Genomic DNA, 21742 nt, shown 5'->3' with positions numbered 1-21742 from the left:
CAACGCGCCCAAAATCGTTCGGGCACTCTGTCTGAGATTCCCCGGTTTACTGGCGGATACGGCAGTGGGCATGGGACGCTCCGCACATGGGTGTGATGCGCGACACATCTCCCGACTCGGAGCTCCGACCGCTGGTGGAGCGTGCCTGGGCGTCCTTGGTGAGCCAGGCCGACGCGATCGCCGACGACATCACGTTGACGCTGATCGCGATCCAGCCGGAGTGGCACCAGAACGCGGAGCCGTCGGTGCGAGCCGACCTGCGCTCGAGCACCCGGGAGCACGTACGCCGGGGCATCCGGGCCATGGCCGGGATGACCCCGGGAGCCAATCCCGTCGACCTGTGGCGCGAGACCGGCAGGCGGCGCGCGCGGCAGGGCGTGCCGCTGGAGTACTGCCTCAACGCCTACACCGTCGGCACCCGGATGCTGTGGGAGGCGATGGTCCGCCAGCAGGCGGCACTGGGCATCGACGACCGGGTGATGGTGCTCGCCGGGCGGCAGGTGTGGACCGACCTGGACGTGCAGAACTCGGTCATGTCGGGGGCCTACCGGAAGGAGGCGGCGCTGCTGCAGCGTCGCGACCTGCAGCTCCAGGCCAGGCTGCTGGACGGGCTGGCCGAGGGCCGTGGCGGTGACCCGGCCTTCGCCGCCGAGGTGCAGGACATCCTCGGGATCGCCGCCGACGAGCAGATGGCCTGCGTGGTCGCCGCCTTCGACGGCAACCGCGACTCACCGCTGCGCAACCCCGACGACCGGCTGGAGAAGGCCGAGCTGATGTCGTTCTGGCACGTCCGCGGCGACCACCACTTCGGGCTGGTCCCGCTCGGGTCGCGCCCGATCGCGGAGGCCGTCGAGAACCTCGTCGAGCAGCTCGCCTGCTGCAACTCGGGCCGGGTCGGGATCGCCACCGCCGACGACCTCAGCGGCTTCGGCACCGCCTTCCAGCTGGCCACGCACACGGTGGAGACGGTGCCCCGGGGACGTACGGACATCGCGGTCGTCGACGACCGCCTTCCGCAGGTGCTCCTGACCGCCTCCCCGGCGGTCTCCTCGCTGCTCGTGCGCCGCACCCTCGGCCCGATCCTGGCGCAGCCGACACACCAGTCCGACGTGCTCCTGGCGACCCTGCGGGCTCTCATCGCCCACGGCGGCTCACCCACCCACGCCGCCGAGGACCTGATCTGCCACCGCAACACGGTCATCTACCGCATCAAGCAGATCCAGGACCTCACCGGCAAGAGCATCTCCGACCCCGGCGACCGCCTGCTCCTGGCGCTCGCCCTGATGGCCCTGGAGAAGTAGCCGCGCTGGTCGAGCCGTCGTCGTGAGGAACGAACGACGACGTGTCGAGACCAACACGGTCCCTTCGGCGCTCGATAGGACTGTGTTGGTCTCGACACGCCTCCGCCTAGCGGCTCCGGCGGCTCGACCAGCGGTCTAGATGTCGACCAGCGCCCCCAGACGGTCGCGATGGAGGCCGGGGAGGCCGTACGCGATCTGGTCGGCCTTGGCCCGCTTGAGGTAGAGGTGGGCGGGGTGCTCCCAGGTCATGCCGATGCCGCCGTGCAGCTGCACCGCCTCCTCGGCCGCGGTGACGGCGAGGTCACCGCAGTACGCGGCGGCGACATGGGTCGCGATCTCCGCCTCCTCGGCGTCGCCGAGAGCCAGCGCTCCGGCGGCGTAACGCGCGGCCGCGCCGGCGCCCTCGACGCTGGTGTAGAGGTCGGCGAGCCGGTGCTTGAGCGCCTGGTAGCCGCCGACGATCCGGCCGAACTGGCGGCGCACCTTGAGGTAGTCCACCGTCGTGCTCAGGCACCACTGCGCCACCCCGACCTGCTCGGAGGCCATCAGCGCGGCCCCGGCCAACAGACCGGAACGTACGCCGTCGGCACCGTGCTCGGCGGCCACGACCACCTCGCCGGCGGCCGGGTCGAGACGTACGTCGGCGAGCTGGCGGGTCATGTCCAGCGAGCTCACCGGGGCGATCGTCGCCTGGTCCGCGGAGACGGCCCGGACCTCGATGCCGTCAGGTGTCGCCACCGGCACCAGGAGGGTGTCGGCCTCGAGCGCACCGGCGACCGATCGCACCTCGGCCTCGCCGGCCTCCAGCGGCTGGACGGTCGTGGCGGTCAGCGGCACCACCAGCGCCGCGGTGCGCTCCCCCGCCGCCAGTCCGCCGAGCAGCTCCACGCCCTTCTCGGTGGGCCCGGCCAGCAGGACCGAGGTCGCGACGACGGCGCTGGTCAGGAAGGGCACGGGGGCGACCGAGCGCCCCAGCTCCTCCAGGACCACGGCGGCCTCGCGGGCGGACGCGCCGGCGCCACCGTAGGACTCCGGGATCAGCAGCCCCGCGAGCCCGAGCTCGCCGGCGATCCCCTTCCACAGCACCGGGGTGAGCGAGCTGTCGCCGTCGTACGCCTTGACGACGTCGGCCGGGCCGCAGCGCTCCGACAGGAACGACCGGACCGTGGCCCGCAGGTCGGCGTCGAGCTCGTTGTCGAGCAGTTCGACTTCGGGTCCGCTCATCGCGGGATCTCCTTCCAGGCGACGTCCTTGTCGACCCGGTGCTCCCCGGGCAGGCCGAGGACGCGCTCGGCCACGATGTTGCGCAGGATCTCCGAGGTGCCGCCCTCGATGGAGTTGCCCTTGGCGCGCAGGTAGCGATAGACCGCGTCGCGACCGGCGAAGTCGACGTGCTCGGGCCGGACCATCGTCCAGCCCTCCCCGTCCTCGTAGCGAAGACCCTCCTCACCACGGAGCTCCAGGTCGAGCCCGGTGAGCTGCTGGTTGATCTTGGCGAACGTCAGCTTCATCGCCGACCCCTCCGGGCCGGGCTGGCCGACGGCCAGCTTCTGCCGCAGCCGCGCCCCGGTCAGCCGGGCCACCTCCGACTCGACCCACAGCTCGAGCAGCCGGTCGCGCAGCTCGGGCGTGTGGTTCTCCGGATGCGTACGCCAGGACTCGGCGACCACGCCGAGCATCCCGCCCTCGCGAGGCATGGCGGCGCCACCGATGGCGACACGCTCGTTGTTGAGGGTGGCGTTGGCGACCTCCCAGCCCTGCCCGACCGCACCGAGCCGGTGCGCGTCGGGGATCCGGACGTCGGTCAGGAAGACCTCGTTGAACTCCGCCTCGCCGGTGATCTGGCGCAGCGGGCGCACCTCGACGCCGGGATCGTGCATGTCGCACAAGAAGTAGGTCAGACCGCGGTGCTTGGGGACGTCCGGGTCCGTGCGAGCGACCAGGATCGCGAAGTCCGCGTTATGGGCACCCGAGGTCCACACCTTCTGCCCGTTGACGACCCACTCGTCGCCGTCGAGGACCGCCCGGGTCGCCAGCCCGGCCAGGTCGGAGCCGGCGCCGGGCTCGGAGAAGAGCTGACACCAGATCTCCTCGCCGCACCACAGCGGCTCCAGGAACCGCGAGCGCTGCTCGGGGGTGCCGTAGGCGAGGATCGTCGGGGCGGCCATGCCGAGCCCGATCCCGTTGCGCCGCGGGTTGTTGTCGGGGGCACCGGCCGCCTCGAAGAGGTCGTTCACCAGCGGCTGCAGGGCCCGGGAGGCTCCGAGACCGCCCTCGCCCTCGGGGAACGCGACCCACGCCAGCCCGGCCTGGTAGCGGGCGTGCAGGAAGGCGCTCGGCTCGGTCGTCGCGACCGGGTGGGCTGCCAAGAACTCCTCAACGCGCCCTCTGATCTCCTCCGGAGTCACTGCCGGCCCTCTCGACGTGCGGCCTGCCGGCGCAGCTCCGCCTTGGCGAGGGCGTTCTTGTGCACCTCGTCGGGGCCGTCGGCGAAGCGGAGCGTGCGGATGCCGGCGTACGCCTTGGCCAGCGGGAAGTCCTGCGAGAGGCCGCCGGCACCGTGCGCCTGGATCGCCTTGTCGAGGATCCACTGGACGGTCGCCGGGGTGGCGATCTTGATCGCCTGGATCTCGGTGTGGGCGCCCTTGTTGCCGACCGTGTCCATCAGCCAGGCGGTCTTGAGGACGAGGAGCCGCAGCTGCTCGATCCGCACCCGCGACTCGGCGATCCAGTCCCGGATCACGCCCTGCTCGGAGAGGGGCTTCCCGAAGGCGACGCGGTCCTCGACCCGAGCGCACATCAGCTCGATCGCCCGCTCGGCGAGGCCGATGGAGCGCATGCAGTGGTGGATCCGGCCCGGGCCCAGGCGCGCCTGCGCGATGGCGAACCCCATGCCCTCGGTGCCGATGAGGTTGGCCGCGGGGACGCGTACGTCCTCGAAGATCAGCTCCGCGTGACCACCGTGGTCGTGGTCGTCGTAGCCGAAGACCTCCATACCGCGCTTGATGGTGAGGCCCGGGGTGTCACGCGGCACCAGGATCATCGACTGCTGCTTGTGGCGCTCGGCGGACGGGTCGGTCTTGCCCATCACGATGAAGATCTTGGCGTTCGGGTTCATCGCGCCGGTGATCCACCACTTGCGGCCGTTGAGGACGTACTCGTCGCCGTCGAGGGCGATCGAGGTCTCGATGTTGGTCGCGTCCGAGGAGGCGACGGCCGGCTCGGTCATCGCGAACGCGCTGCGGATCTGCCCGTCCAGCAGCGGCTCGAGCCACTCCTTCTTCTGCGCCTCGTCGCCGAAGTCGTGCAGCACCTCCATGTTGCCGGTGTCGGGGGCGGCGCAGTTGAAGGCAGCCGGCGCGAGGTGGCTGCGGCCGGTGATCTCGGCCAGCGGGGCGTACTGCAGGTTGGTCAGCCCCGCCCCGCCCTCACCGGGAAGGAAGAGGTTCCACAGTCCACGCTTGCGGGCCTCGGCCCGGATCTCGCCGAGGACCGGGACGCTGTCCCAGGCCCACCTGTCCGGCAGCGCCGCGAGCTGCTCGTCGAAGACGGCCTCGTTGGGCTCGACGTACGTCTTCTGGAAGTCCCACACCGAGGCGACGAGCTCCTCGGTCCTGGCGTCGGGTTTGAAGTCCATGCGTCACTTCTCCTTCATTGCAGACAGTCCCATGTCCAGGAGCGGGTGGATCCCGTCCCCGATCTTGTCGAAACCGGGCCCGACGGTCTGGCCCTTGAGGTAGCGGTAGTGGATCCCCTCGAGGATCGCGGCGAGCTTGTACGCGGCCAGACCGAGGTAGAAGCCGAACTCGCTCAGGTCGCGCGGGCTGGCCGCGTCGTAGCGGGCGATGATCTCGTCCTCGGAGAGCCAGCCGGGTGCGTTGCTGACGTCGGTCACGGTGCCGTCGCCGGAGACCGAGGCCATCCGCTGGTAGGTGAGCAGGATCGCCAGGTCGGTGACCGGGTCGCCGAGTGTGGCCATCTCCCAGTCGACGACCGCCTTGATCCGGTCGGCCTCGTCGGTGAGGACGTTGTCAAGGCGGTAGTCGCCGTGCACGATCCCCGGGCCGGTCGAGGCCGCCTCGGCGGCACCCACCCGGGCCTCCAGCAGGGCGTGGAGCTCGTCGGCGGCGGGAAGGTCGCGGGAGTAGGACGCCTCGAGCTGCTTCTTCCAGCGCCTGACCTGTCGCGACAGGAACCCGTCCGGGCGGCCGAACTCGCTCAGCCCGACCTTCGCCGGGTCGACGGCGTGCAGCGCGGCCATCACGTCGATGAGCTGCTCCGAGATCGCCCGGGTCCGCTCGGCGCCGAGCGGCTCGAGCTCGCGGGCGTAGCGGTAGGGCCGGCCGTCGACCTTCTCCATCACGTAGAACGGCGCCCCGAGCACGTCCTCGTCGTCGCAGAAGGCGAAGGTGTGCGGCACCGGTACGTCGGTGTCGCGCAGCGCGGTGATCACGGTGTGCTCGCGCTTCATGTCGTGGGCGGTGGCGAGCACGTGCCCCAGCGGCGGGCGCCGGACGATCCACTCGTGGGTGCCGTCGGAGACGGCGTACGTCAGGTTGGACTTGCCCCCGGAGATGTGGGCGGCGCTCAGCTCGGCGCCGGCGCCTTCGACGTTCTCGGCGAACCACGGGCCGAGCCGGTCCAGATCGAGGCCGGGCAGGGATTCGGTCGTCACGCGGCACCTCCGAGCGCGGGAATCATGCGGGCGAGCGCTGCGCGGGTGCTCGTCGCGTCTGTATGGAGCAGTGCGTCGAGACCGACCGCGCGGGCGCCGAGCACGTTGGGCTCGGCGTCGTCGATGAAGAGGCACTCCTCGGCCCGGAGACCGAGCCTGCTCAGGGTGCGTTCGAAGATCGGCGGCTCCGGCTTGCGCATCGCGACCTCCTCGGAGATCACCACGACCTCGAACAGCGCGTCGACCTGCTTGCGCGGATAGAAGTTGCCCCAACTGTTGGAGAGCAGGGCCAGCCGGATCCCGGCGTCGCGGAGCTCCTCGGCCAGCGCGAACATCTCCGGGTTGGGCCGCATCCCGGCGAAGAGCCGGGACAGGACGCCCTCGGGATCGACCGGGCTGCCGTCGTACGTCTCCAGGCGGGCGGCCAGGAGCGTGTCGAACTCCTTGACCGAGAGCTCGCCGAGCTCGAGACGGTGGATCGGGGTGCCGGCGTCGGCGTAGCGACCCAGCCACTCCTTGAGCACCGTCGTGAAGCTCTCCGGCTTGATGCCGTCGGCCTTCAGCCAGGCCCGGATCGAGTCGCCGATCGGCGTGGTCAGCACCCCGCCGTAGTCGAAGATGACAGCCTTCATGCGACGTACACAACCCGTCCGACGGTGGTGCCGTCGGCAAGACGCTGTACGCCGTCGGCCACCTCGTCCAGCGGCAGCTCCTCGCTGACCAGCGGCTTGATCGAGCCCTCGGCCGCCATCCGGGTGAGCTCGGCGTGGCACTCCTTGACGAGCTCGGGGGCGAGCATGTTGTAGAGACCCCAGTGGAGCCCGACGATCGAGTAGTTCTTGATCAGCGAGTGGTTGAGCGCGGCCTCCTGGATGCGGCCACCGGCGAAGCCGATGATCAGGATCCGGCCCTCGAAGGCGATGCACTTGGTGGAGCGGTCGTAGGTGTCGCCGCCGACCGGGTCGTAGATGACGTCGGCGCCCTTGCCGCCGGTGACCTCCTTCACCACCTTCACGAAGTCCTCGGTGTGGCGGTCGATGACGACGTCCGCGCCGAGCTTCTTGGCGACCTCGGCCTTCTCCGGGCCGCCGACCACGCCGATCACCGTGGCTCCGGCGGCCTTGCCGAGCTGGATCGCGGCGCTGCCGACCCCGCCCGCGGCGGCGTGCACGAGCAGCGTCTCGCCGGGCTGGAGGTGGGCGCGACGGTGGAGCGCGAACCAGCCGGTCTGGTAGCCGATGTAGAGGCTCGACGCCTCGGCGTCGGTGAGCGCCTCGGGAGCCGGGAACGTCGTCGCGGCGTCCATCAGCGCGAGCTCGCCGAAGCCGCCGTAGGGCAGCGAGCCGCCACCGATCACGCGGTCACCGACCTGGAACCCGTCGACGCCGTCGCCGAGCGCGACGACCTCGCCGCACAGCTCGACGCCGGCGGTGAACGGCAGCTCGGGCTTGACCTGGTAGAGACCCCGCGCCATCAGGACGTCGGGGAAGTTGGCCGGGCTGGCCAGCACCTTCACGACGAGCTGTCCGGCCCCGGGGGACGGGTCGGGCACCTCCTCGAGCCTCATCACGTCCTTCGGCTCACCGAGCTCGTTGATCCGCCACGCCTTCATACCTGTCCCTCCACGTGCTGCCAGAGTCGGTTCATCCCGCCGAGCCACTTGTCGGTCTGTGTCGCCCGCGCGGCGTAGTAGTCGCCCACCTCCGGGTGCGGGAGCACCAGGAAGCGGTCGTCGGTCGTCGCCTCCCAGGCGGCGTCGGCGACCTGCTCGGGGGTGAGTGCCACGTCTCGGCTGAGCAGGTCCTTCATCACGCCGGACCGCTCGAGCATCCCGGTCTGCACACCCTGCGGGCAGATCGCCTGGACGACGATCCCGTGGTGGCGGTACGTCGCCGAGAGCCACTCCGCGAAGGCGACGGCACCGTGCTTGGTCACGGTGTAGGTCGGCGCGCCGATCATCATCAGCAGCCCGGCTGCGCTCGCGGTCACGACGTAGCGGCCGGCCTTGCGCTCGACCCAGTCGGGGACGAGGAGCCGGGCCGCCCGGACGTGGGCCATCACGTTGACCTCGTGGGACGCCTGCCAGTCCTCCTCGGGACAGTCCAGGCCGATGCCGCGGTCGATGCCGGCATTTCCGTACCACGTGTCGATCTGGCCGAGGTGGTCCTTCGCCGCCTCGACCAGGCGGGCGACGCCCTCGACGGAGGCCGCGTCGCCGGCCACCGGGTGGGCGCCGATCTCCTTCGCGGTCTCGGCGAGGCGTACGTCGTCGATGTCGTTGACCACCACTCGGACGCCCTCGGCGACGAGCCGGGCGGCCAGCGCTCGGCCGATGCCGCCCGCGGCGCCGGTGACGACGGCGGTGCTGTCGGGAGCGATCGGCATCAGACGCGACCGCCGGCGAGGGTGAGGCCGCCGTCGACGGTGACGAGCTGGCCGGTCATCCAGCCGGCGTCCTCGGAGAGGAGGAAGGAGGCGACGCCGGCGATGTCCTCGGGTACGCCGAGGCGCTTGAGCGGGTAGGCCGCCGAGACCTCGGCCTCGCGGCCCTCGTAGAGGAGTTCGGCGAACTTGGTCTTCACCACCGCCGGGAGGATCGCGTTGACGCGTACCTTCGGGCCGAGCTCGACCGAGAGCTCCTGGGTGATGTAGCTGAGCATCGCTTTGCTCGCGCCGTACGTCGCGATCAGCGGCGTCGGGGCCAGGCCGGCCACCGAGGAGATGTTGACGACCGCGCCGCCGTGCTCGGACATCCACTGCCGCCAGACCTGCTGGGTCCAGCCGATCGGCGAGAGGCAGTTGACCTCGACCGTCTTGCGGGCCGACTCGCGGTCCATGTCGATCAGGCCGCCGGCCTTCGGGTTGATACCGGCGTTGTTGACCAGCAGGTCCGCGCTGCCGAACGTGTCGATCGCCGCCTTGACGACCTCCTCCTGGTGGGCCGGGTCGTCGGCCTTGCCGGCGATGCCGAGGGCGACCTCCTTGCCGCCGAGCCCCTCAACAGCCTCCGCCAGCGCCTCGGGCTTGCGCGCCGTGATGACGACCTTCGCACCCTCCTCCACCAGCCGCTGGGCGATGCCCAGCCCGATGCCCCGGCTGGCCCCGGTGATGATCGCCGTACGTCCCTCGAACCTCGACATGCTCAATCCCTCGTGTGCTCGGCTAATCTAAGCGCTTGCTTAGGTGGTGACAGCGGTCACTCTACGGGGTAGCCCGAGAACATGGAAGGTCGACGTCCAAGCAATGCCGAGAAGTCGGCCGCGTCGGCCGAGGCGTCACCCCGGTCGGCCGAAGCGTCACCTCCTGACGTCTCGGACGACGTACGTGACGTCTCGGACGACGTACGTGACCTCTCGGACGACCGGCGCGACGTCTCGGCAGGGTTTGACCGCGATCAGATTCCAGCTTTGGCGGGAAAGGCCCCTGTCGCGCGTCGAGAGCGTCGAGACGTCACGCAAACAGGCCGAGACGTCACCAGGGTGACGTCTCGGCCTGCGGGAGCGACCTCTCGGCCTGCGTATGTGACCTCTCGGCGACGGCGGGTCAGCCGACGACGACCTCGATCCGCTGGAACTCCTTGAGGTCGGTGTAGCCGGTGGTGGCCATGGCGCGCTTGAGGGCGCCGACGAGGTTCATGGTGCCGTCGGCGACGTGGGAGGGGCCGTAGAGGACCTCCTCGAAGGTGCCGACGGGCTGGAAGGCGACGCGCTCGCCGCGGGGCAGGTCGGCGTGGTGGGCCTCGTTGCCCCAGTGGAATCCCTTGCCGGGGGCATCGGTCGCCCGCGCGAAGGGGCTACCCACCATGACCGCGTCGGCGCCGCAGGCGATCGCCTTGGCGATGTCGCCGGAGCGGCCGACGGCGCCGTCGGCGATGACGTGTACGTAGCGGCCGCCCGACTCGTCGAGGTAGTCACGACGCGCAGCAGCCACGTCGGCGACGGCCGAGGCCATCGGCACCGCGACACCCAGCACCGTCCGGGTGGTGTGGGCCGCACCGCCACCGAAGCCGACGAGGACGCCGGCCGCGCCGGTGCGCATCAGGTGCAGCGCGGCCTGGTAGGTCGCGCAGCCGCCGACGATGACCGGCACGTCGAGCTCGTAGATGAACTCCTTGAGGTTGAGCGGCTCGGCCTGCGAGGAGACGTGCTCGGCCGAGACGGTGGTGCCGCGGATGACGAAGAGGTCGACACCGGCGTCGACGACTGCCTTGGCGTACTCCTTGGTCCGCTGCGGGGACAGGGCCCCGGCGACGGTGACGCCCGAGGCGCGCACCTCGCGCAGCCGCTCGGTGATCAGCTCGGCCTGGATGGGAGCCTCGTAGATCTCCTGCAGGCGCCGGGTCGCGTCGACACCGCTCAGCTCGGCCAGCTCGTCGAGCAGCGGCTGCGGGTCGTCGTAGCGGGTCCACACGCCCTCGAGGTTGAGCACGCCGAGACCGCCGAGCTTGCCCATCGCGATCGCGGTCGACGGCGACATCACCGAGTCCATCGGCGCGGCGAGGACGGGGATGTCGAAGCGGTAGGCGTCGATCTGCCAGTCGGTGCTGACCTCGGTGGTGTCGCGGGTGCGGCGGGACGGCACGATCGCCACGTCGTCGAAGGCGTACGCCCGTCGTGCTCGCTTGGCCCGGCCGATCTCGATCTCAGTCACAGGACGGATTGTTCCACGTGACCGGATCGAGATCGGAAAGCACGCACCGACCTGGACCGTCGAGGCGCTAGCTGCGTACGGCGGTCAGGAGCAGGTACTCCCAGTTCATCGTCCCGCCGGCGAGGTAGCGGTCCCCCAGCTCGGCGAGCGCGGCGTCGAGCTCGGCGGTCCGGGCCTCGTCCTCGGCGATCCCCCGGTAGGCGACGATCGTCGGCCCGTAGCAGGCCTTGAAGAAGTCGCGGAACTCCGCGCCGGTGTCGAACGAGTCGATGGCGACCGTCCGCTTCTCGGCCCGGACGTCGCTCACCGCGTCACCCAGCAGCCCGCGTACGTGGGTCTCGTCGCCCCACCGAGGAGGCGGCTGAGCACCTTCGGGCGGCGGCGCCATGAACGGCTTCATCGTCGCGAACATCTGGCCGATGAAGCCTTCGGGCGTCCAGCTGATCAGGCCGATCCGGCCGCCCGGCCGCACCACGCGGACCAGCTCGGCCGCGGCCTTCTCGTGGAACGGCGCGAACATGATGCCGACGCAGGAGATGACGACGTCGTACGCGGCGTCGTCGAACGGCAGAGCCTCGGCGTCGGCGACGCGCCAGGTGATCGAGCCGGCTCCCGCCTCCTCTGCCGAAGCGGAGCCCGAGGCGATCTGCGCTGCATGCGCCTGCCCGATCTCGAGCAGCTCCGGCGACAGGTCGCTCGCGGTCACGTCCGCGCCGGCGAGAGCGGCCGGGACGGCGGCGTTCCCGGTACCGGCAGCGATGTCGAGCACGCGGTCGCCGGGTCCGATCTCGCAGGCCTCGACGAGCACCTGGCCGAGCTCGGGGATGAGCTCGTCGGCGACCCGGGCGTAGTTCCCGAGCCCCCACATCGCCCGGTGCTTGGCCTTCAGGTCGGGTGAAACTGGTGTTGCGGTCATGTCGTCCTCCACGACGTCGACCCGAGATGTGATCTGGAGGCTCCAGCGTCACCCGGCGCCATCGCGGGCGGATAGTGCCGGATCTGAACCCCTGACGGTTCTGGATCTGTACTTGCCACCCGTCCAGGTCAGCGGTCTACTGATGGCAGGGATCTCGGGCTGCGAGAGAGGCGGTCCGGTGGCGGGATACGGCCAGTTCTGTCCGGTGGCGAAGGCCATGGAGGTGCTCGACGAGCGGTGGACGCTGCTCGTCGTCCGCGAGCTGCTGCTCGGCAGCACCCACTTCAACGAGCTCCGCCGGGGCGTGCCGAAGATGTCGCCGGCGCTGCTCTCCAAGCGGCTGCGCACCCTGGAGCGCGCGGGCATCATCCAGCGGCGCGGCGAGGGGCAGCGTACGTCCTACCACCTCACCGACAGCGGCCAGGAGCTCGCCACCGTCGTGACCGCGCTCAACGAGTGGGGAGCGCGCTGGATCGGCTCGCTCGGCCAGGCCGACCTCGACCCCCACCTGCTCTTCTGGGACATGCGCCGCACCATCCCGATCGACGTGTGGCCGCGGCAGCGCACCGTGGTCGAGTTCCGCCTCACCGACGTCGAGCCGAAGGCCGCTCGCTGGTGGCTCGTGGTCGCCGCCGACCAGGCCGAGGTCTGCGACTTCGACCCCGGGTTCGAGGTCGACGCCCGGCTCACCTGCAGCCTGCGTACGCTCACCGAGATCTGGCGTGGCGACCTCGCCTGGCCGATGGCGCTCCGGGCGGAGATGGTCAGCATCGCCGCCTCCGAGGACGTACGCCGCGCCCTCCCCTCCTGGCTCGGCCAGTCCTCCGCCGCCCACGTCCCCCGCCCCCGCCGTCAGCTCCAGTCGTAGGAGAGCACGAAGCCGTACGACTCGCCGCCGCCCTCCTCGGAGAGGACCATGTCGGCCTCGCCGACGAGACCTTCGAGGCCGCCGGTGCCGAGGCCGGGGACGATGGTGAGGTGGGAGCGGACGGTCTTGTCGGCGTACGTCCCGCTGATCCGCCACACGCAGGAACCCTCCTGGCCGGCGATGGAGCCGGTGAACTGCTCGTACGCCTCGAAGACCGCGCCCCCGGCGGGGTTGCAATAGGCGCCGATCATCCGCGCGACCCCCTTGCCCTCGATCTCCCCGGCGTAGGTGTAGTCGGTCTCGGCGGTCGTCAGGCCGCGCGTGGGGATGTAGACGTCGTCGCCCATCCGGGTGCCCTCGCCGTCGATGTCGACGTAGGCCGCCTCGATCCAGCGCGCGACGGTCATCGTGGTGCTTGCCTTGTTTCCGTAGGTGTTCATGGCTTCAGCCTGCTGCGGGAACCGGGGCGCAGGATTGAAGGAACGCGCCATATCGTTGGCGGCATGGCTGGCCAGGTGGAGGGCAAGGGCTATCCCGACGCGATCGTGCGGCCGGTGACGGCGGCGCGGACGATCACGACCGAGCGGTTCGCGCCGTCCGCGGAGATCGCCGGTCACGTGGACTACCACTGGTACGTCGGCTGGGACCTCGAGCACCCGCACGACCAGCAGGTCATCCCCCAGCCGCGGATCCACATCGCCGCCGAGGAGGGCCGGCTGCTGGTCCACGGCATCGGCCGGCGCCCGTTCGTCCGGCACCTCACCGGCCGCGGCCACACCCTCGGCGTCTCGTTCCTGCCCGGCCTGTTCCGCCCCGTGCTCGGCAGCCGGGTGAGCTCGATCGCCGACCAGGTCGTCCCGGCTGAGGAGCTTCTCGGCGTCGACGACCGGCCGGCCGCGGACCGGATCCTGTCGTCGGCCGATCCGAAGGAGATGGCCGCCGCGATGGAGTCCTACCTGCTGGAGGTCGGCCTTCCCACCGACCCCGTCGCCGAGGACGTACGCCGCTGGGTGGCTCTCGCCGAGGACGACCGCTCGATCACCCGGGCCGAGCAGCTCGCCGACCACGCTGGCCTGAGCCTCCGGTCGCTGCAGCGCCTGTTCAGCGAGTACGTCGGGATCAGCCCGAAGTGGGTCGTGCAGCGGTTCCGCGTGCTCGAGGTCGCCGCCCGCGCCCACTCCGGCGAGGTCGACTGGGCCGCGGTCGCCGCGGAGCTGGACTTCAGCGACCAGGCCCACCTGGTGCGGACCTTCCGGGACGTCGTCGGCGCTCCCCCGGCGACGTACGCCAAGGACCTCTAGCCGCGAGCGAGCTGCTCGAGCGCGGCTGCCGAGGGCGAGCCGGGCTCGGCCCGGTAGAGCACGATCCGCTGGCTGGTCTCGGGCAGCACCATCGCCTCGTACGCCAGGTCCATCCGCCCCGCCACCGGATGCCGCAGCCGCTTGATCCCGTAGCCGCAGTCCATCACCGGATGCTCGGCCCACAGCTCGGCGAACAGGTCGCTGCGCTGGACGAGCTCGCCGACCAGGCAGCTGAGGATGTGGTCGTCGGGGTGCAGGCCCGAGGAGTAGCGCAGGAAGCCGACCATCTGCAGCCCGGTGCCCTCGGGGTCGACGAAGAGCTCCGGCCCGTCCGGCTCGAGGAAGAACCGGCGGATGAGGTTCGGGCGGTGGGGGCGGCGGGCGTAGGGGGCGTCGAAGTCGAGTCCGTGACCGAAGAGACGGTGACCGAGATCGTTCCAGGCGAGCACGTAGTTGGCGTGGTCGACGATGAGCGCCGGCCCCGGGTAGTCCATCAGCATCGCCACCGCGGCCGGGCGTGGCTCCACGTCGCGGCCGCCCGAGACCGTCTCGACGGGGCGCGCCAGGCGACGCAGGTGGTCGTGCTCCTCGGCGCTCAGCCGCAGCGCCCGGGCGAGCGAGTCGATCACGGCATCGGAGGCGTTGTGGTGGTCGGCCCGCTCCAGCCGGGTGTAGTAGGTCGGCGAGACGCCGGCCAGCATCGCCAGCTCCTCGCGCCGCAGGCCGGGTACCCGTCGAGCGCCGTAGGACACCAGTCCGGCCTCCTCGGGACTGATCGCCGCCCGGCGGCTGCGCAGGAACTCTCCGAGCTCGGTCGTCATGGTTCCTATAGTGCGGCCGCGCGGCGATTTCTTCCTGTCCCTGTCAGTGCCAGGCACGCCGGTGACTGTCAGGACAGGTGTCTGGCTGGCGTACGCCGTCCGGCGCAGCGTTGGGGTCATGACCACGACTACCCAGGCCGAGCCCGTACGCGCGGCCGCCATGACCCGCGGACAGCTGCTGGTGCTCCTGCTGCTGCTCGCCTCCCAGTTCACCCTCACCGTCGACTTCTCGATCCTCAACGTGGCACTGCCGACCGTCGGCGACAGCCTCGGGTTCGCCGAGGCCCACGTGCAGTGGATCGCGACCGCCTTCGCCCTGTGTGCGGCCGGGTTCACGCTGCTCTTCGGCCGGATCGGCGACTACGTCGGCCGCCGTCGGGTCTTCCTGATCGGCATGGTCGCGCTGGGCGCCGCCTCGCTGCTCGGCGGCGTCGCCACCTCGCCCGAGGTGCTGCTCACCGCCCGGGTCGCCCAGGGCCTCGCCACTGCCGCGGTCACCCCGGCGGCGCTCTCGCTGCTCACCGTCTCCTTCCCCGAGGGGCCGCTGCGGCAGCGCGCCCTGGGCCTGAACAGCGTCGTGATGTCGACCGGCTTCACCGCCGGGGCGGTGCTCGGTGGCGTGCTCACCGATCTGCTCTCCTGGCGCTGGGCGTTCCTGGTCAACGTACCGATCGCGCTGCTGGTGGTCGCCGTGGCGCCGTTCGTGCTGCGCGACTCCGCCGACCGGGAGCGGTCGCGGCTCGACCTCCCGGGTGCGGTGCTGGTGACCAGCGGTCTGCTGGCGCTCGTCTACGGCGCGACCCGGCTGGGCGAGGCCGGCATCGGCGACGTCATCGGGCTGGCCGCCATCGGTGTCGCGGTGGTCCTGCTGGTCGCCTTCTGGCGCGCCGAGTCCACCCACCCGCACCCGCTGGTGCCGTTGCAGATCCTCACCCGGCGCACGATCGGCTTCGGCAACATCGCCGGCTTCGCCACCTTCGCCTTCGAGTCGTCGCTGGTCTTCGTGCTGACGATGTACCTCCAGCACGTCCTCGGCCTCGACGCGCTGCAGACCGGTCTGATGCTCGTCGCGATGGGCCTGGGGGCGATCTTCGGCGGCTCCCTCGCTCCTCGGTTCATCGAGACCTTCGGCGTACGCACCGCCGTCGCGGGCGGCCTGGCCCTCCAGGCGGTCACCACCGGCGTGCTCGTCCTGGTCGGGCCCTCGGTCGGCTGGCTGTGGTTCGTCGGGCTGATGAACTTCGTCGGCGCGATCGGGCACGTCGCCGCGATCGTCGGCTTCATGGTCGCGGCGACCTCCGGGCTGCCCGACCACGAGCAGGGGCTGGCCACCGGGCTGGCGATGATGACCCAGCAGGTCGCGATCGCGCTCGGCATCCCGATCATGTCCACCGTCGCCACCGCCGCCGGCGGCGTCGCCTCGCTCGGGGCTCTGCACCTGGCGATCGCGGTCAACGCCGTCCTGGTCCTCCTCGCCGCGGTGCTGGTGGCCGTCGGTCTGCCCGTCCGTCGGTCCACCCTCCGAAACTCACCACACTAAGTTTATGAAGTCAGTAGACTTTACTCATGAGCGCTCCCACACCTCGTCTTCGACTCGCCGTGGCTCTCGACGGCGCCGGGTGGCATCCGGCCGCCTGGCGAGAGCCGAACGCCCGGCCCGGGGATCTCCTGAGACCCGGCTACTGGGCTGATCTCGTCCGGGAGGCCGAGTCCGGCCTGCTGGACTTCGTCACGATCGAGGACTCGCTCTCGATCCAGACCGACGCGCCCTTCGCCACCAAGGACGACGATCGCACCGATCGGGTGCGCGGGCGGCTCGACGCGGTGCTGGTCGCCTCCCGGATCGCCCCGCTGACCCGGCACATCGGCATCGTGCCGACCGTGGTCGTCACCCACACCGAGCCGTTCCACCTCAGCAAGGCGATCGCGACGCTGGACTACGTGAGCCGGGGCCGGGCCGGCGTACGGGTCCAGGTGGCGCCACGGCCGCGCGACGCGGCGCTGTTCGGGCGGCGCGAGTTCCCCGACATCTCGTACGCGGACCTGCGCTCGCCCGCGGGCGAGGGGCTGCTCCGAGAGACGTTCGCCGAGGCAGCGGACTACGTCGAGGTGCTGCGGCGGCTGTGGGACTCCTGGGAGGACGACGCCGAGATCCGCGACGTCGCGACCGGCCGGTTCATCGACCGCGACAAGATCCACTACATCGACTTCGAGGGACTCCACTTCGACGTGAAGGGTCCCTCGATCACCCCGCGGCCACCGCAGGGCCAGCCGGTCGTGGCCGCCCTCGCCCACCGCGACCGGCCCTTCGAGCTGGTCGGCACCTCGGCCGACGTCGGGTTCGTGACGCCCCGGACGGCGGCCGACATCGCCTCGATCACCGCCGAGATCCGGGCCGCTCAGTCGGCCGCCGGGCGCGATGACCAGACCGTCCATGTCTTCGGCGACGTCGTCGTCCTCCTCGACGAGACCGACCAGGGCGCCCAGGACCGGCTGGCCCGGCTGAACGAGTCGGCCGGGGCTGCGTACGAGTCGGACGCGCTGGTCTTCGCCGGCACCCCGGAAGGCCTGGCCGACCTGCTCGCGACCTGGCACGCCGCCGGGCTGAGCGGGTTCCGGCTGCGGCCGGCGGTGCTCCCCGACGACCTGCGTCAGATCACCCAGAGGCTCGTGCCCGAGCTGCAGCGGCGCGGGCTCTTCCACGATGCGTACGACGCCGCGACCCTCAGGGGCGCGCTCGGTCTGCCGCGTCCCACCAGCCGCTACGCCACCACCGAGGGGACGCCCGCATGAGCACGCCGCACCGCACCGACAGGCCGAAGAAGCAGATCCATCTCGCCGCGCACTTCCCCGGCGTCAACAACACCACCGTGTGGAGCGACCCGGCCTCGGGCAGCCACATCGAGTTCGACTCGTTCGTCGAGTTCGCGCAGATCGCCGAGCGCGGGCTGTTCGACTTCATGTTCCTCGCCGAGGGGCTACGGCTGCGGGAGCAGGCCGGGGAGATCTACGACCTCGACGTGGTCGGCCGGCCGGACACGTTCACGATCCTGGCCGCGCTCGCGGCGGTCACGGAGCACCTCGGGCTGACCGGCACGATCAACTCGACCTTCAACGAGCCCTACGAGGTGGCCCGCCAGTTCGCCAGCCTCGACCACCTCTCCGACGGCCGCGCCGCGTGGAACGTGGTCACCTCCTGGGACGCGTTCACCGGCGAGAACTTCCGGCGCGGCGGCTACCTGCCGCAGGGCGAGCGCTACGAGCGGGCCAGGACGTTCCTCGACGCCGCGACCCGGCTGTGGGACACCTGGAAGGGCGACGAGATCCTCGCCGACAAGGCCTCCGGAGAGTTCCTGTCGACGCCGGCGCCCGGCGCGTTCGAGCACCACGACTCGCAGTTCGACATCAGCGGCCGGTTCAACGTCCCGCGCAGCCCGCAGGGCCGCCCGGTGATCTTCCAGGCCGGCGACTCCGAGGAGGGCCGCGACTTCGCCGCGGCCAAGGCCGACGCGATCTTCTCCCGGCACAGCCACCTCGAGGACGGGCAACGCTTCTACGTCGACGTGAAGGGTCGCCTGGAGAGGTTCGGGCGTCGCCACGAGGACCTGCTGATCCTGCCCGCGGCCACCTTCGTGCTCGCCGACACCGACGCCGAGGCCGTGGAGCTGGCCCGGGAGATCCGCCTGCAGCAGGTCTCGCCCGCGACCGCGATCAAGCTGCTCGAGCAGCTCTGGAACCGCGACCTCTCCGACCACGACCCCGACGGCCCGCTGCCCACCGTCGACCCGTCCGAGAACGACGACCTGATCGCCAAGGGCCGCGCCAGCGCCCGCTCGCACGGCGACCGGCTCGAGCAGGCCGAGCGCTGGCGGGAGGTGTCGCGCGCGAAGGGGCTGAGCACCCGCGAGACCATCGTCGAGGTCACCGGTCGGCAGAGCTTCATCGGCTCGGCCGAGACGATCGCGTCCACCATCGACGACTTAGTCCAGGCCGACGCGGCCGACGGCTACATCCTGGTCCCCCACATCACCCCCGGCGGCCTGGCGCCCTTCGTCGACCACGTGGTGCCGCTGCTCCAGGAGCGCGGCGTCTTCCGCACCGCCTACGAGGGGTCCACGCTCCGGGAGAACCTCGGGCTGCGGGAGCCGACCAGATGAGGTTCCTGGCCATCACGCTCATCGTCCACCGGCCCGATCCGGTGACGGGGCAGCAGAAGTCGACGTACGAGAGGTTCCGGGAGGTCGTCGCCAACGCCGTCCTCGCCGAGGAGCTGGGGTTCGACGGGTTCGGGGTCGGCGAGCGGCACGAGCGGCCGTTCATCTCCTCCTCCCCGACGGTGGTGCTCTCCCACCTCGCGGCGCGCACCGAGCGGATCCGGCTCTTCACCGCGGTGACGACGCTGGCGCTGCTCGACCCGGTGCGGGCTTACGAGGACTACGCCACCCTCGACCACCTCTCCGACGGCCGGCTCGAGCTGATCATCGGCAAGGGCAACGGCTCGGCGCAGCGCGACCTGTTCCAGGTGACGCCGGAGGACCAGTGGGACCGGAACGCCGAGTCCTACGAGATCTTCCGGAAGCTGTGGCGCGAGGACCGGGTGACCGCCTCGCCGCGGTTCCGGCCCGAGCTGGTCGAGGCGGAGGTCTGGCCGCGGCCGCTGCAGCAGCCGGTGCGGGTCTGGCACGGGAGCGCCACCTCGAAGGAGTCCGTCGACCTCGCCGCCCGCTACGGCGACCCGCTGTTCTCGGCCAACGTCACCAACCCGATCGAGCCCTACGGCGAGCTCGTCGACCACTACCGCGAGCGCTGGGCGGCCTACGGGCACGACCCCGCCACCATCGCGATCGGCGCCGGGACGGCGGGCCTCTACGTCGCGCCGACGAGCCAGGAGGCGTACGCCGCCTACCGCCCGGTCTTCGAGGGCCAGCTCGCCTTCCAGGCGAGCGTCGGGCTCGAGCCGGTCTTCCCGACCCTGGAGGACTTCGTCGAGCGTTCCTCGGCGCTGGTCGGGTCGCCGCAGCAGGTGATCGAGAAGATCCACCGCTACCACGAGCGCTTCGGCCACCAGGTCGTCCACGTCCATGCCGATGCGAGCGGCCTGTCCGAGCAGCAGCATCGCGACAGCCTGGAGCTCTTCGCCTCCGAGGTGGCTGCCCCGCTGCGTACCGCCCTCCCCGACCCGCCCTGGGGCTGGGGCTCCCCCACGAACGGAGCGACTCCATGAGCCACACACCCCTGTCCGTCCTCGACCTCGTGCCCGTGTCGTCCGGCGCCTCCGGGTCGGACGCTCTGCGCAACGCCGTCGCGCTCGCCCAGGCGACCGAGTCGTTCGGCTACCACCGCTACTGGGTCGCCGAGCACCACCTCAACCCCGGCGTCGCCGGCACCTCGCCGGCGGTCGTCCTGGCGCTGCTGGGCAGCGCCACCTCGACGATCCGGATCGGGTCCGGAGCGGTGCTGATGGGACACCGGACGGCGCTGTCGACGATCGAGGAGTTCGGGCTGCTCGACGCCGCCTTCCCCGGCCGGATCGACCTCGGCCTGGGCCGCTCCGGCGGCCGTCCCGGGTCCTCGGGCCCGGTGGACATCGGGGTGAACCTGGTCGACGGACGCACTCCGGAAGGCCTGCTCGTCCCGCCGAAGTTCGATCCCAGCGGGCTGCTCGGGTCACCGCGGTTCCGGCTGCAAAAGGAGCTCCTCCAGCTGCCCGGGGCGACCTCGGCCGACTACGGCGAGCAGGTGGACACGATCCTGGCCTTCATCGACGGCACCTACCGCGACGCCGCCGGAACCCCGGCGCAGGCCGTCCCCGGCGAGGGCGCGGAGCTCGAGCTGTGGGTGCTGGGCAGCAGCGGCGGCGAGAGCGCCGAGGTGGCCGGCAAGCGGGGGCTCCGGTTCGCGACGAACTACCACGTCAACCCCTCCGGCGTCCTCGAGGCGGCGTACTCGTACCGCACCGCCTTCGCGCCTTCCGACACCCTCGCCGCACCCCACGTCGCGGTCTCCGCCGACGTGGTCGTGGCCGAGACCGAGGAGGAGGCGCGCGAGCTCGCGACCGGCTACGGTCTCTGGGTCCGCTCCATCCGCACCGCCGAGGGCGCCATCCCGTTCCCCACCCCCGACGAGGCGCGCGCGTGGGAGTGGACCGAGGAGGACCGGGCGCTCGTGCAGGACCGGCTCGACACCCAGTTCGTCGGCACCGCGGCGCAGGTCGCCGATCAGCTGGAGATCCTCCAGCGTGCCGTCGACGCCGATGAGCTGGTCATCACGACCATCACCCACGATCACGCCGACCGGGTCCGCTCCTACCAGCTGATCGCCGAGGAGTGGGCCCGCCGCGGTCACTGAGGTCGGGTGCGGGGGTGACACGACGTCCGCCGTGCTACCCCCGCTGCGCCCGAACCCCTACGGCTTCTTCTCCCCCGCCTCGACCGCGACCGGGAGCCGGTTGCCGGCCGGCGGGAGCGGGCAGGTGGCGTGGTCGGTGTAGGCGCACGGCAGGTTGGTGGCGCGGTTGAAGTCGATCACCACGTTGCCCTGCGCGTCGGGGGCGCCGACGGAGAGCGACCGGTTGGCGGCGTACGTCGTCCTCCCCGAGGTCTGGTCGACGAACAGCACGTGCAGTGAGTCGGGCGCGAAGCCGGGGAACGCGATGAGGCTGTGCACGGCACCGCCCACCTCGAACTCGATCTCGCCCACGGCCTCGTAGACGTGCTCGAGGCCGTCGACGACCGAGCCGACGGTGGTCGGCACGGGCGTCTCGTAGGCCACGAAGCGCCCCGGCACGGCCCACTTCGGGTCCGGCGGATAGGCCTCGGTGCCGCGATAGCCGACCAGGACCGGGTTGTCGGGGTGGCGGGGGCGGATGATGTCGTTGCCGCCGCGCTTGGCGATCTCGACGACGGCGTCGCCGAACGCGGCGGTGACCCCGCCGCGCTCGTCGATGATGCCGAACGAGTGCCGGCCGGTGACCTCGACACCGTCGACGACCAGCGACTCACCGGGGGCGAGCGAGACCACGATGCCCTCGGGCCCGGTCGACCAGGCTCCCGGCACGTCGTCATACGTCTCCGGCTCCTCGGTGAGCCAGCGGATCGAGGTGATCGCGAGGAAGCCGTGCTTGTCGGCGCGGCGCCGCTCGTGCTCCTCGTGCCAGGTGATCCAGTCCTGGGCGAAGGTGTCGGTGTCGATGACGGTCATGTGTCCTCCC

At 71.2% G+C, this 21742-nt stretch carries 21 protein-coding genes; 8 read left to right on the top strand and 13 right to left on the bottom strand.

Annotation, left to right across the window (positions count from 1 at the left end; all coding sequences use genetic code 11):
• Positions 1–86 precede the first annotated feature (86 nt).
• The gene (locus tag ACWZJV_RS18690; RefSeq protein ID WP_196875522.1) at positions 87–1301 is read left to right on the top strand and encodes a PucR family transcriptional regulator; all 1215 of its coding nucleotides are present in this window, start codon (positions 87–89) and stop codon (positions 1299–1301) included.
• A 135-nt stretch (positions 1302–1436) separates the two neighbouring features.
• On the opposite strand, the gene ACWZJV_RS18685 is transcribed toward ACWZJV_RS18690, so the two are convergent.
• From ACWZJV_RS18685 to ACWZJV_RS18640, 10 genes are all read right to left on the bottom strand, one after another.
• Positions 1437–2525: an acyl-CoA dehydrogenase family protein gene (locus ACWZJV_RS18685; protein WP_457177777.1), complete on the bottom strand. Its 1089-nt coding sequence runs from the start codon at positions 2523–2525 to the stop codon at positions 1437–1439.
• Positions 2522–3670: an acyl-CoA dehydrogenase family protein gene (locus tag ACWZJV_RS18680; protein WP_457177776.1), complete on the bottom strand. Its 1149-nt coding sequence runs from the start codon at positions 3668–3670 to the stop codon at positions 2522–2524. The genes ACWZJV_RS18685 and ACWZJV_RS18680 overlap by 4 nt, the downstream gene beginning before the upstream one ends.
• Positions 3671–3705: 35 nt before the next feature.
• Positions 3706–4938 carry an acyl-CoA dehydrogenase family protein gene (locus ACWZJV_RS18675; protein WP_008362375.1) on the bottom strand — a complete coding sequence of 411 codons (1233 nt, stop codon included), beginning with the start codon at positions 4936–4938 and terminating at the stop codon, positions 3706–3708.
• A 3-nt stretch (positions 4939–4941) separates the two neighbouring features.
• On the bottom strand, positions 4942–5976 hold the full coding sequence (locus ACWZJV_RS18670) for a phosphotransferase family protein (RefSeq protein WP_457177774.1): 1035 nt from the start codon (positions 5974–5976) through the stop codon (positions 4942–4944).
• The gene (locus ACWZJV_RS18665) at positions 5973–6608 is read right to left on the bottom strand and encodes an HAD family hydrolase (RefSeq protein ID WP_008362381.1); all 636 of its coding nucleotides are present in this window, start codon (positions 6606–6608) and stop codon (positions 5973–5975) included. The genes ACWZJV_RS18670 and ACWZJV_RS18665 overlap by 4 nt, the downstream gene beginning before the upstream one ends.
• A complete protein-coding gene (locus tag ACWZJV_RS18660) occupies positions 6605–7588 on the bottom strand; it encodes an NADPH:quinone oxidoreductase family protein (protein WP_457177771.1) in 984 nt (327 codons plus the stop codon). Before ACWZJV_RS18660 ends, ACWZJV_RS18665 begins: the two co-directional genes overlap by 4 nt.
• Positions 7585–8361, bottom strand: coding sequence for an SDR family oxidoreductase (locus ACWZJV_RS18655; RefSeq protein ID WP_457177769.1), 777 nt, complete (start codon positions 8359–8361; stop codon positions 7585–7587). The genes ACWZJV_RS18660 and ACWZJV_RS18655 overlap by 4 nt, the downstream gene beginning before the upstream one ends.
• Entirely contained in the window at positions 8361–9116 is a 756-nt protein-coding gene (locus tag ACWZJV_RS18650) for an SDR family oxidoreductase (RefSeq protein WP_165113379.1), read from the bottom strand. The genes ACWZJV_RS18655 and ACWZJV_RS18650 overlap by 1 nt, the downstream gene beginning before the upstream one ends.
• Positions 9117–9519: 403 nt before the next feature.
• Complete coding sequence (locus ACWZJV_RS18645; protein ID WP_008362390.1) at positions 9520–10626, bottom strand: GuaB3 family IMP dehydrogenase-related protein; 1107 nt, start codon at positions 10624–10626, stop codon at positions 9520–9522.
• Positions 10627–10693: 67 nt separating this feature from the next.
• On the bottom strand, positions 10694–11542 hold the full coding sequence (locus tag ACWZJV_RS18640) for a class I SAM-dependent methyltransferase (protein ID WP_457177767.1): 849 nt from the start codon (positions 11540–11542) through the stop codon (positions 10694–10696).
• Positions 11543–11684: 142 nt separating this feature from the next.
• On the opposite strand from ACWZJV_RS18640, the gene ACWZJV_RS18635 reads away from it, so the two are divergent.
• Positions 11685–12410 carry a winged helix-turn-helix transcriptional regulator gene (locus ACWZJV_RS18635; protein ID WP_457177765.1) on the top strand — a complete coding sequence of 242 codons (726 nt, stop codon included), beginning with the start codon at positions 11685–11687 and terminating at the stop codon, positions 12408–12410.
• On the opposite strand, the gene ACWZJV_RS18630 is transcribed toward ACWZJV_RS18635, so the two are convergent.
• Positions 12395–12850, bottom strand: a complete 456-nt coding sequence (locus tag ACWZJV_RS18630; RefSeq protein ID WP_457177763.1) for a DUF3224 domain-containing protein — start codon at positions 12848–12850, stop codon at positions 12395–12397. The two genes, ACWZJV_RS18635 and ACWZJV_RS18630, sit on opposite strands and share 16 nt — an antisense overlap.
• Before the next feature lie 63 nt (positions 12851–12913).
• Here ACWZJV_RS18630 and ACWZJV_RS18625 point away from each other — a divergent pair, with 63 nt between their 5' ends.
• Complete coding sequence (locus ACWZJV_RS18625) at positions 12914–13711, top strand: AraC family transcriptional regulator (RefSeq protein WP_457177761.1); 798 nt, start codon at positions 12914–12916, stop codon at positions 13709–13711.
• On the opposite strand, the gene ACWZJV_RS18620 is transcribed toward ACWZJV_RS18625, so the two are convergent.
• Positions 13708–14532, bottom strand: coding sequence for a helix-turn-helix transcriptional regulator (locus ACWZJV_RS18620; protein ID WP_196875533.1), 825 nt, complete (start codon positions 14530–14532; stop codon positions 13708–13710). The genes ACWZJV_RS18625 and ACWZJV_RS18620 overlap by 4 nt on opposite strands.
• A 118-nt stretch (positions 14533–14650) precedes the next feature.
• Between ACWZJV_RS18620 and ACWZJV_RS18615 the strand changes: the two genes are divergently transcribed.
• The 5 genes from ACWZJV_RS18615 to ACWZJV_RS18595 are packed head-to-tail and all read left to right on the top strand — an operon-like array spanning position 14651 to position 20880.
• Positions 14651–16072 carry an MFS transporter gene (locus tag ACWZJV_RS18615; RefSeq protein WP_457177759.1) on the top strand — a complete coding sequence of 474 codons (1422 nt, stop codon included), beginning with the start codon at positions 14651–14653 and terminating at the stop codon, positions 16070–16072.
• A gap of 26 nt (positions 16073–16098) precedes the next feature.
• Positions 16099–17325: an LLM class flavin-dependent oxidoreductase gene (locus tag ACWZJV_RS18610; protein WP_457177757.1), complete on the top strand. Its 1227-nt coding sequence runs from the start codon at positions 16099–16101 to the stop codon at positions 17323–17325.
• On the top strand, positions 17322–18689 hold the full coding sequence (locus ACWZJV_RS18605) for an NtaA/DmoA family FMN-dependent monooxygenase (RefSeq protein ID WP_457177755.1): 1368 nt from the start codon (positions 17322–17324) through the stop codon (positions 18687–18689). The genes ACWZJV_RS18610 and ACWZJV_RS18605 overlap by 4 nt, the downstream gene beginning before the upstream one ends.
• Positions 18686–19756: an LLM class flavin-dependent oxidoreductase gene (locus ACWZJV_RS18600; RefSeq protein ID WP_457177753.1), complete on the top strand. Its 1071-nt coding sequence runs from the start codon at positions 18686–18688 to the stop codon at positions 19754–19756. The genes ACWZJV_RS18605 and ACWZJV_RS18600 overlap by 4 nt, the downstream gene beginning before the upstream one ends.
• The gene (locus tag ACWZJV_RS18595) at positions 19753–20880 is read left to right on the top strand and encodes an LLM class flavin-dependent oxidoreductase (protein WP_457177751.1); all 1128 of its coding nucleotides are present in this window, start codon (positions 19753–19755) and stop codon (positions 20878–20880) included. The genes ACWZJV_RS18600 and ACWZJV_RS18595 overlap by 4 nt, the downstream gene beginning before the upstream one ends.
• Positions 20881–20937: 57 nt before the next feature.
• Here ACWZJV_RS18595 and ACWZJV_RS18590 read toward each other — a convergent pair whose 3' ends face one another.
• Complete coding sequence (locus tag ACWZJV_RS18590) at positions 20938–21732, bottom strand: DUF1684 domain-containing protein (RefSeq protein WP_196875539.1); 795 nt, start codon at positions 21730–21732, stop codon at positions 20938–20940.
• Positions 21733–21742 lie beyond the last annotated feature (10 nt).

This window comes from Nocardioides sp. WG-D5 (assembly GCF_054031175.1).
The sequence above is the reverse complement of the archived record's forward strand: the minus strand, read 5'-3'. Positions and strand labels throughout refer to the sequence as shown.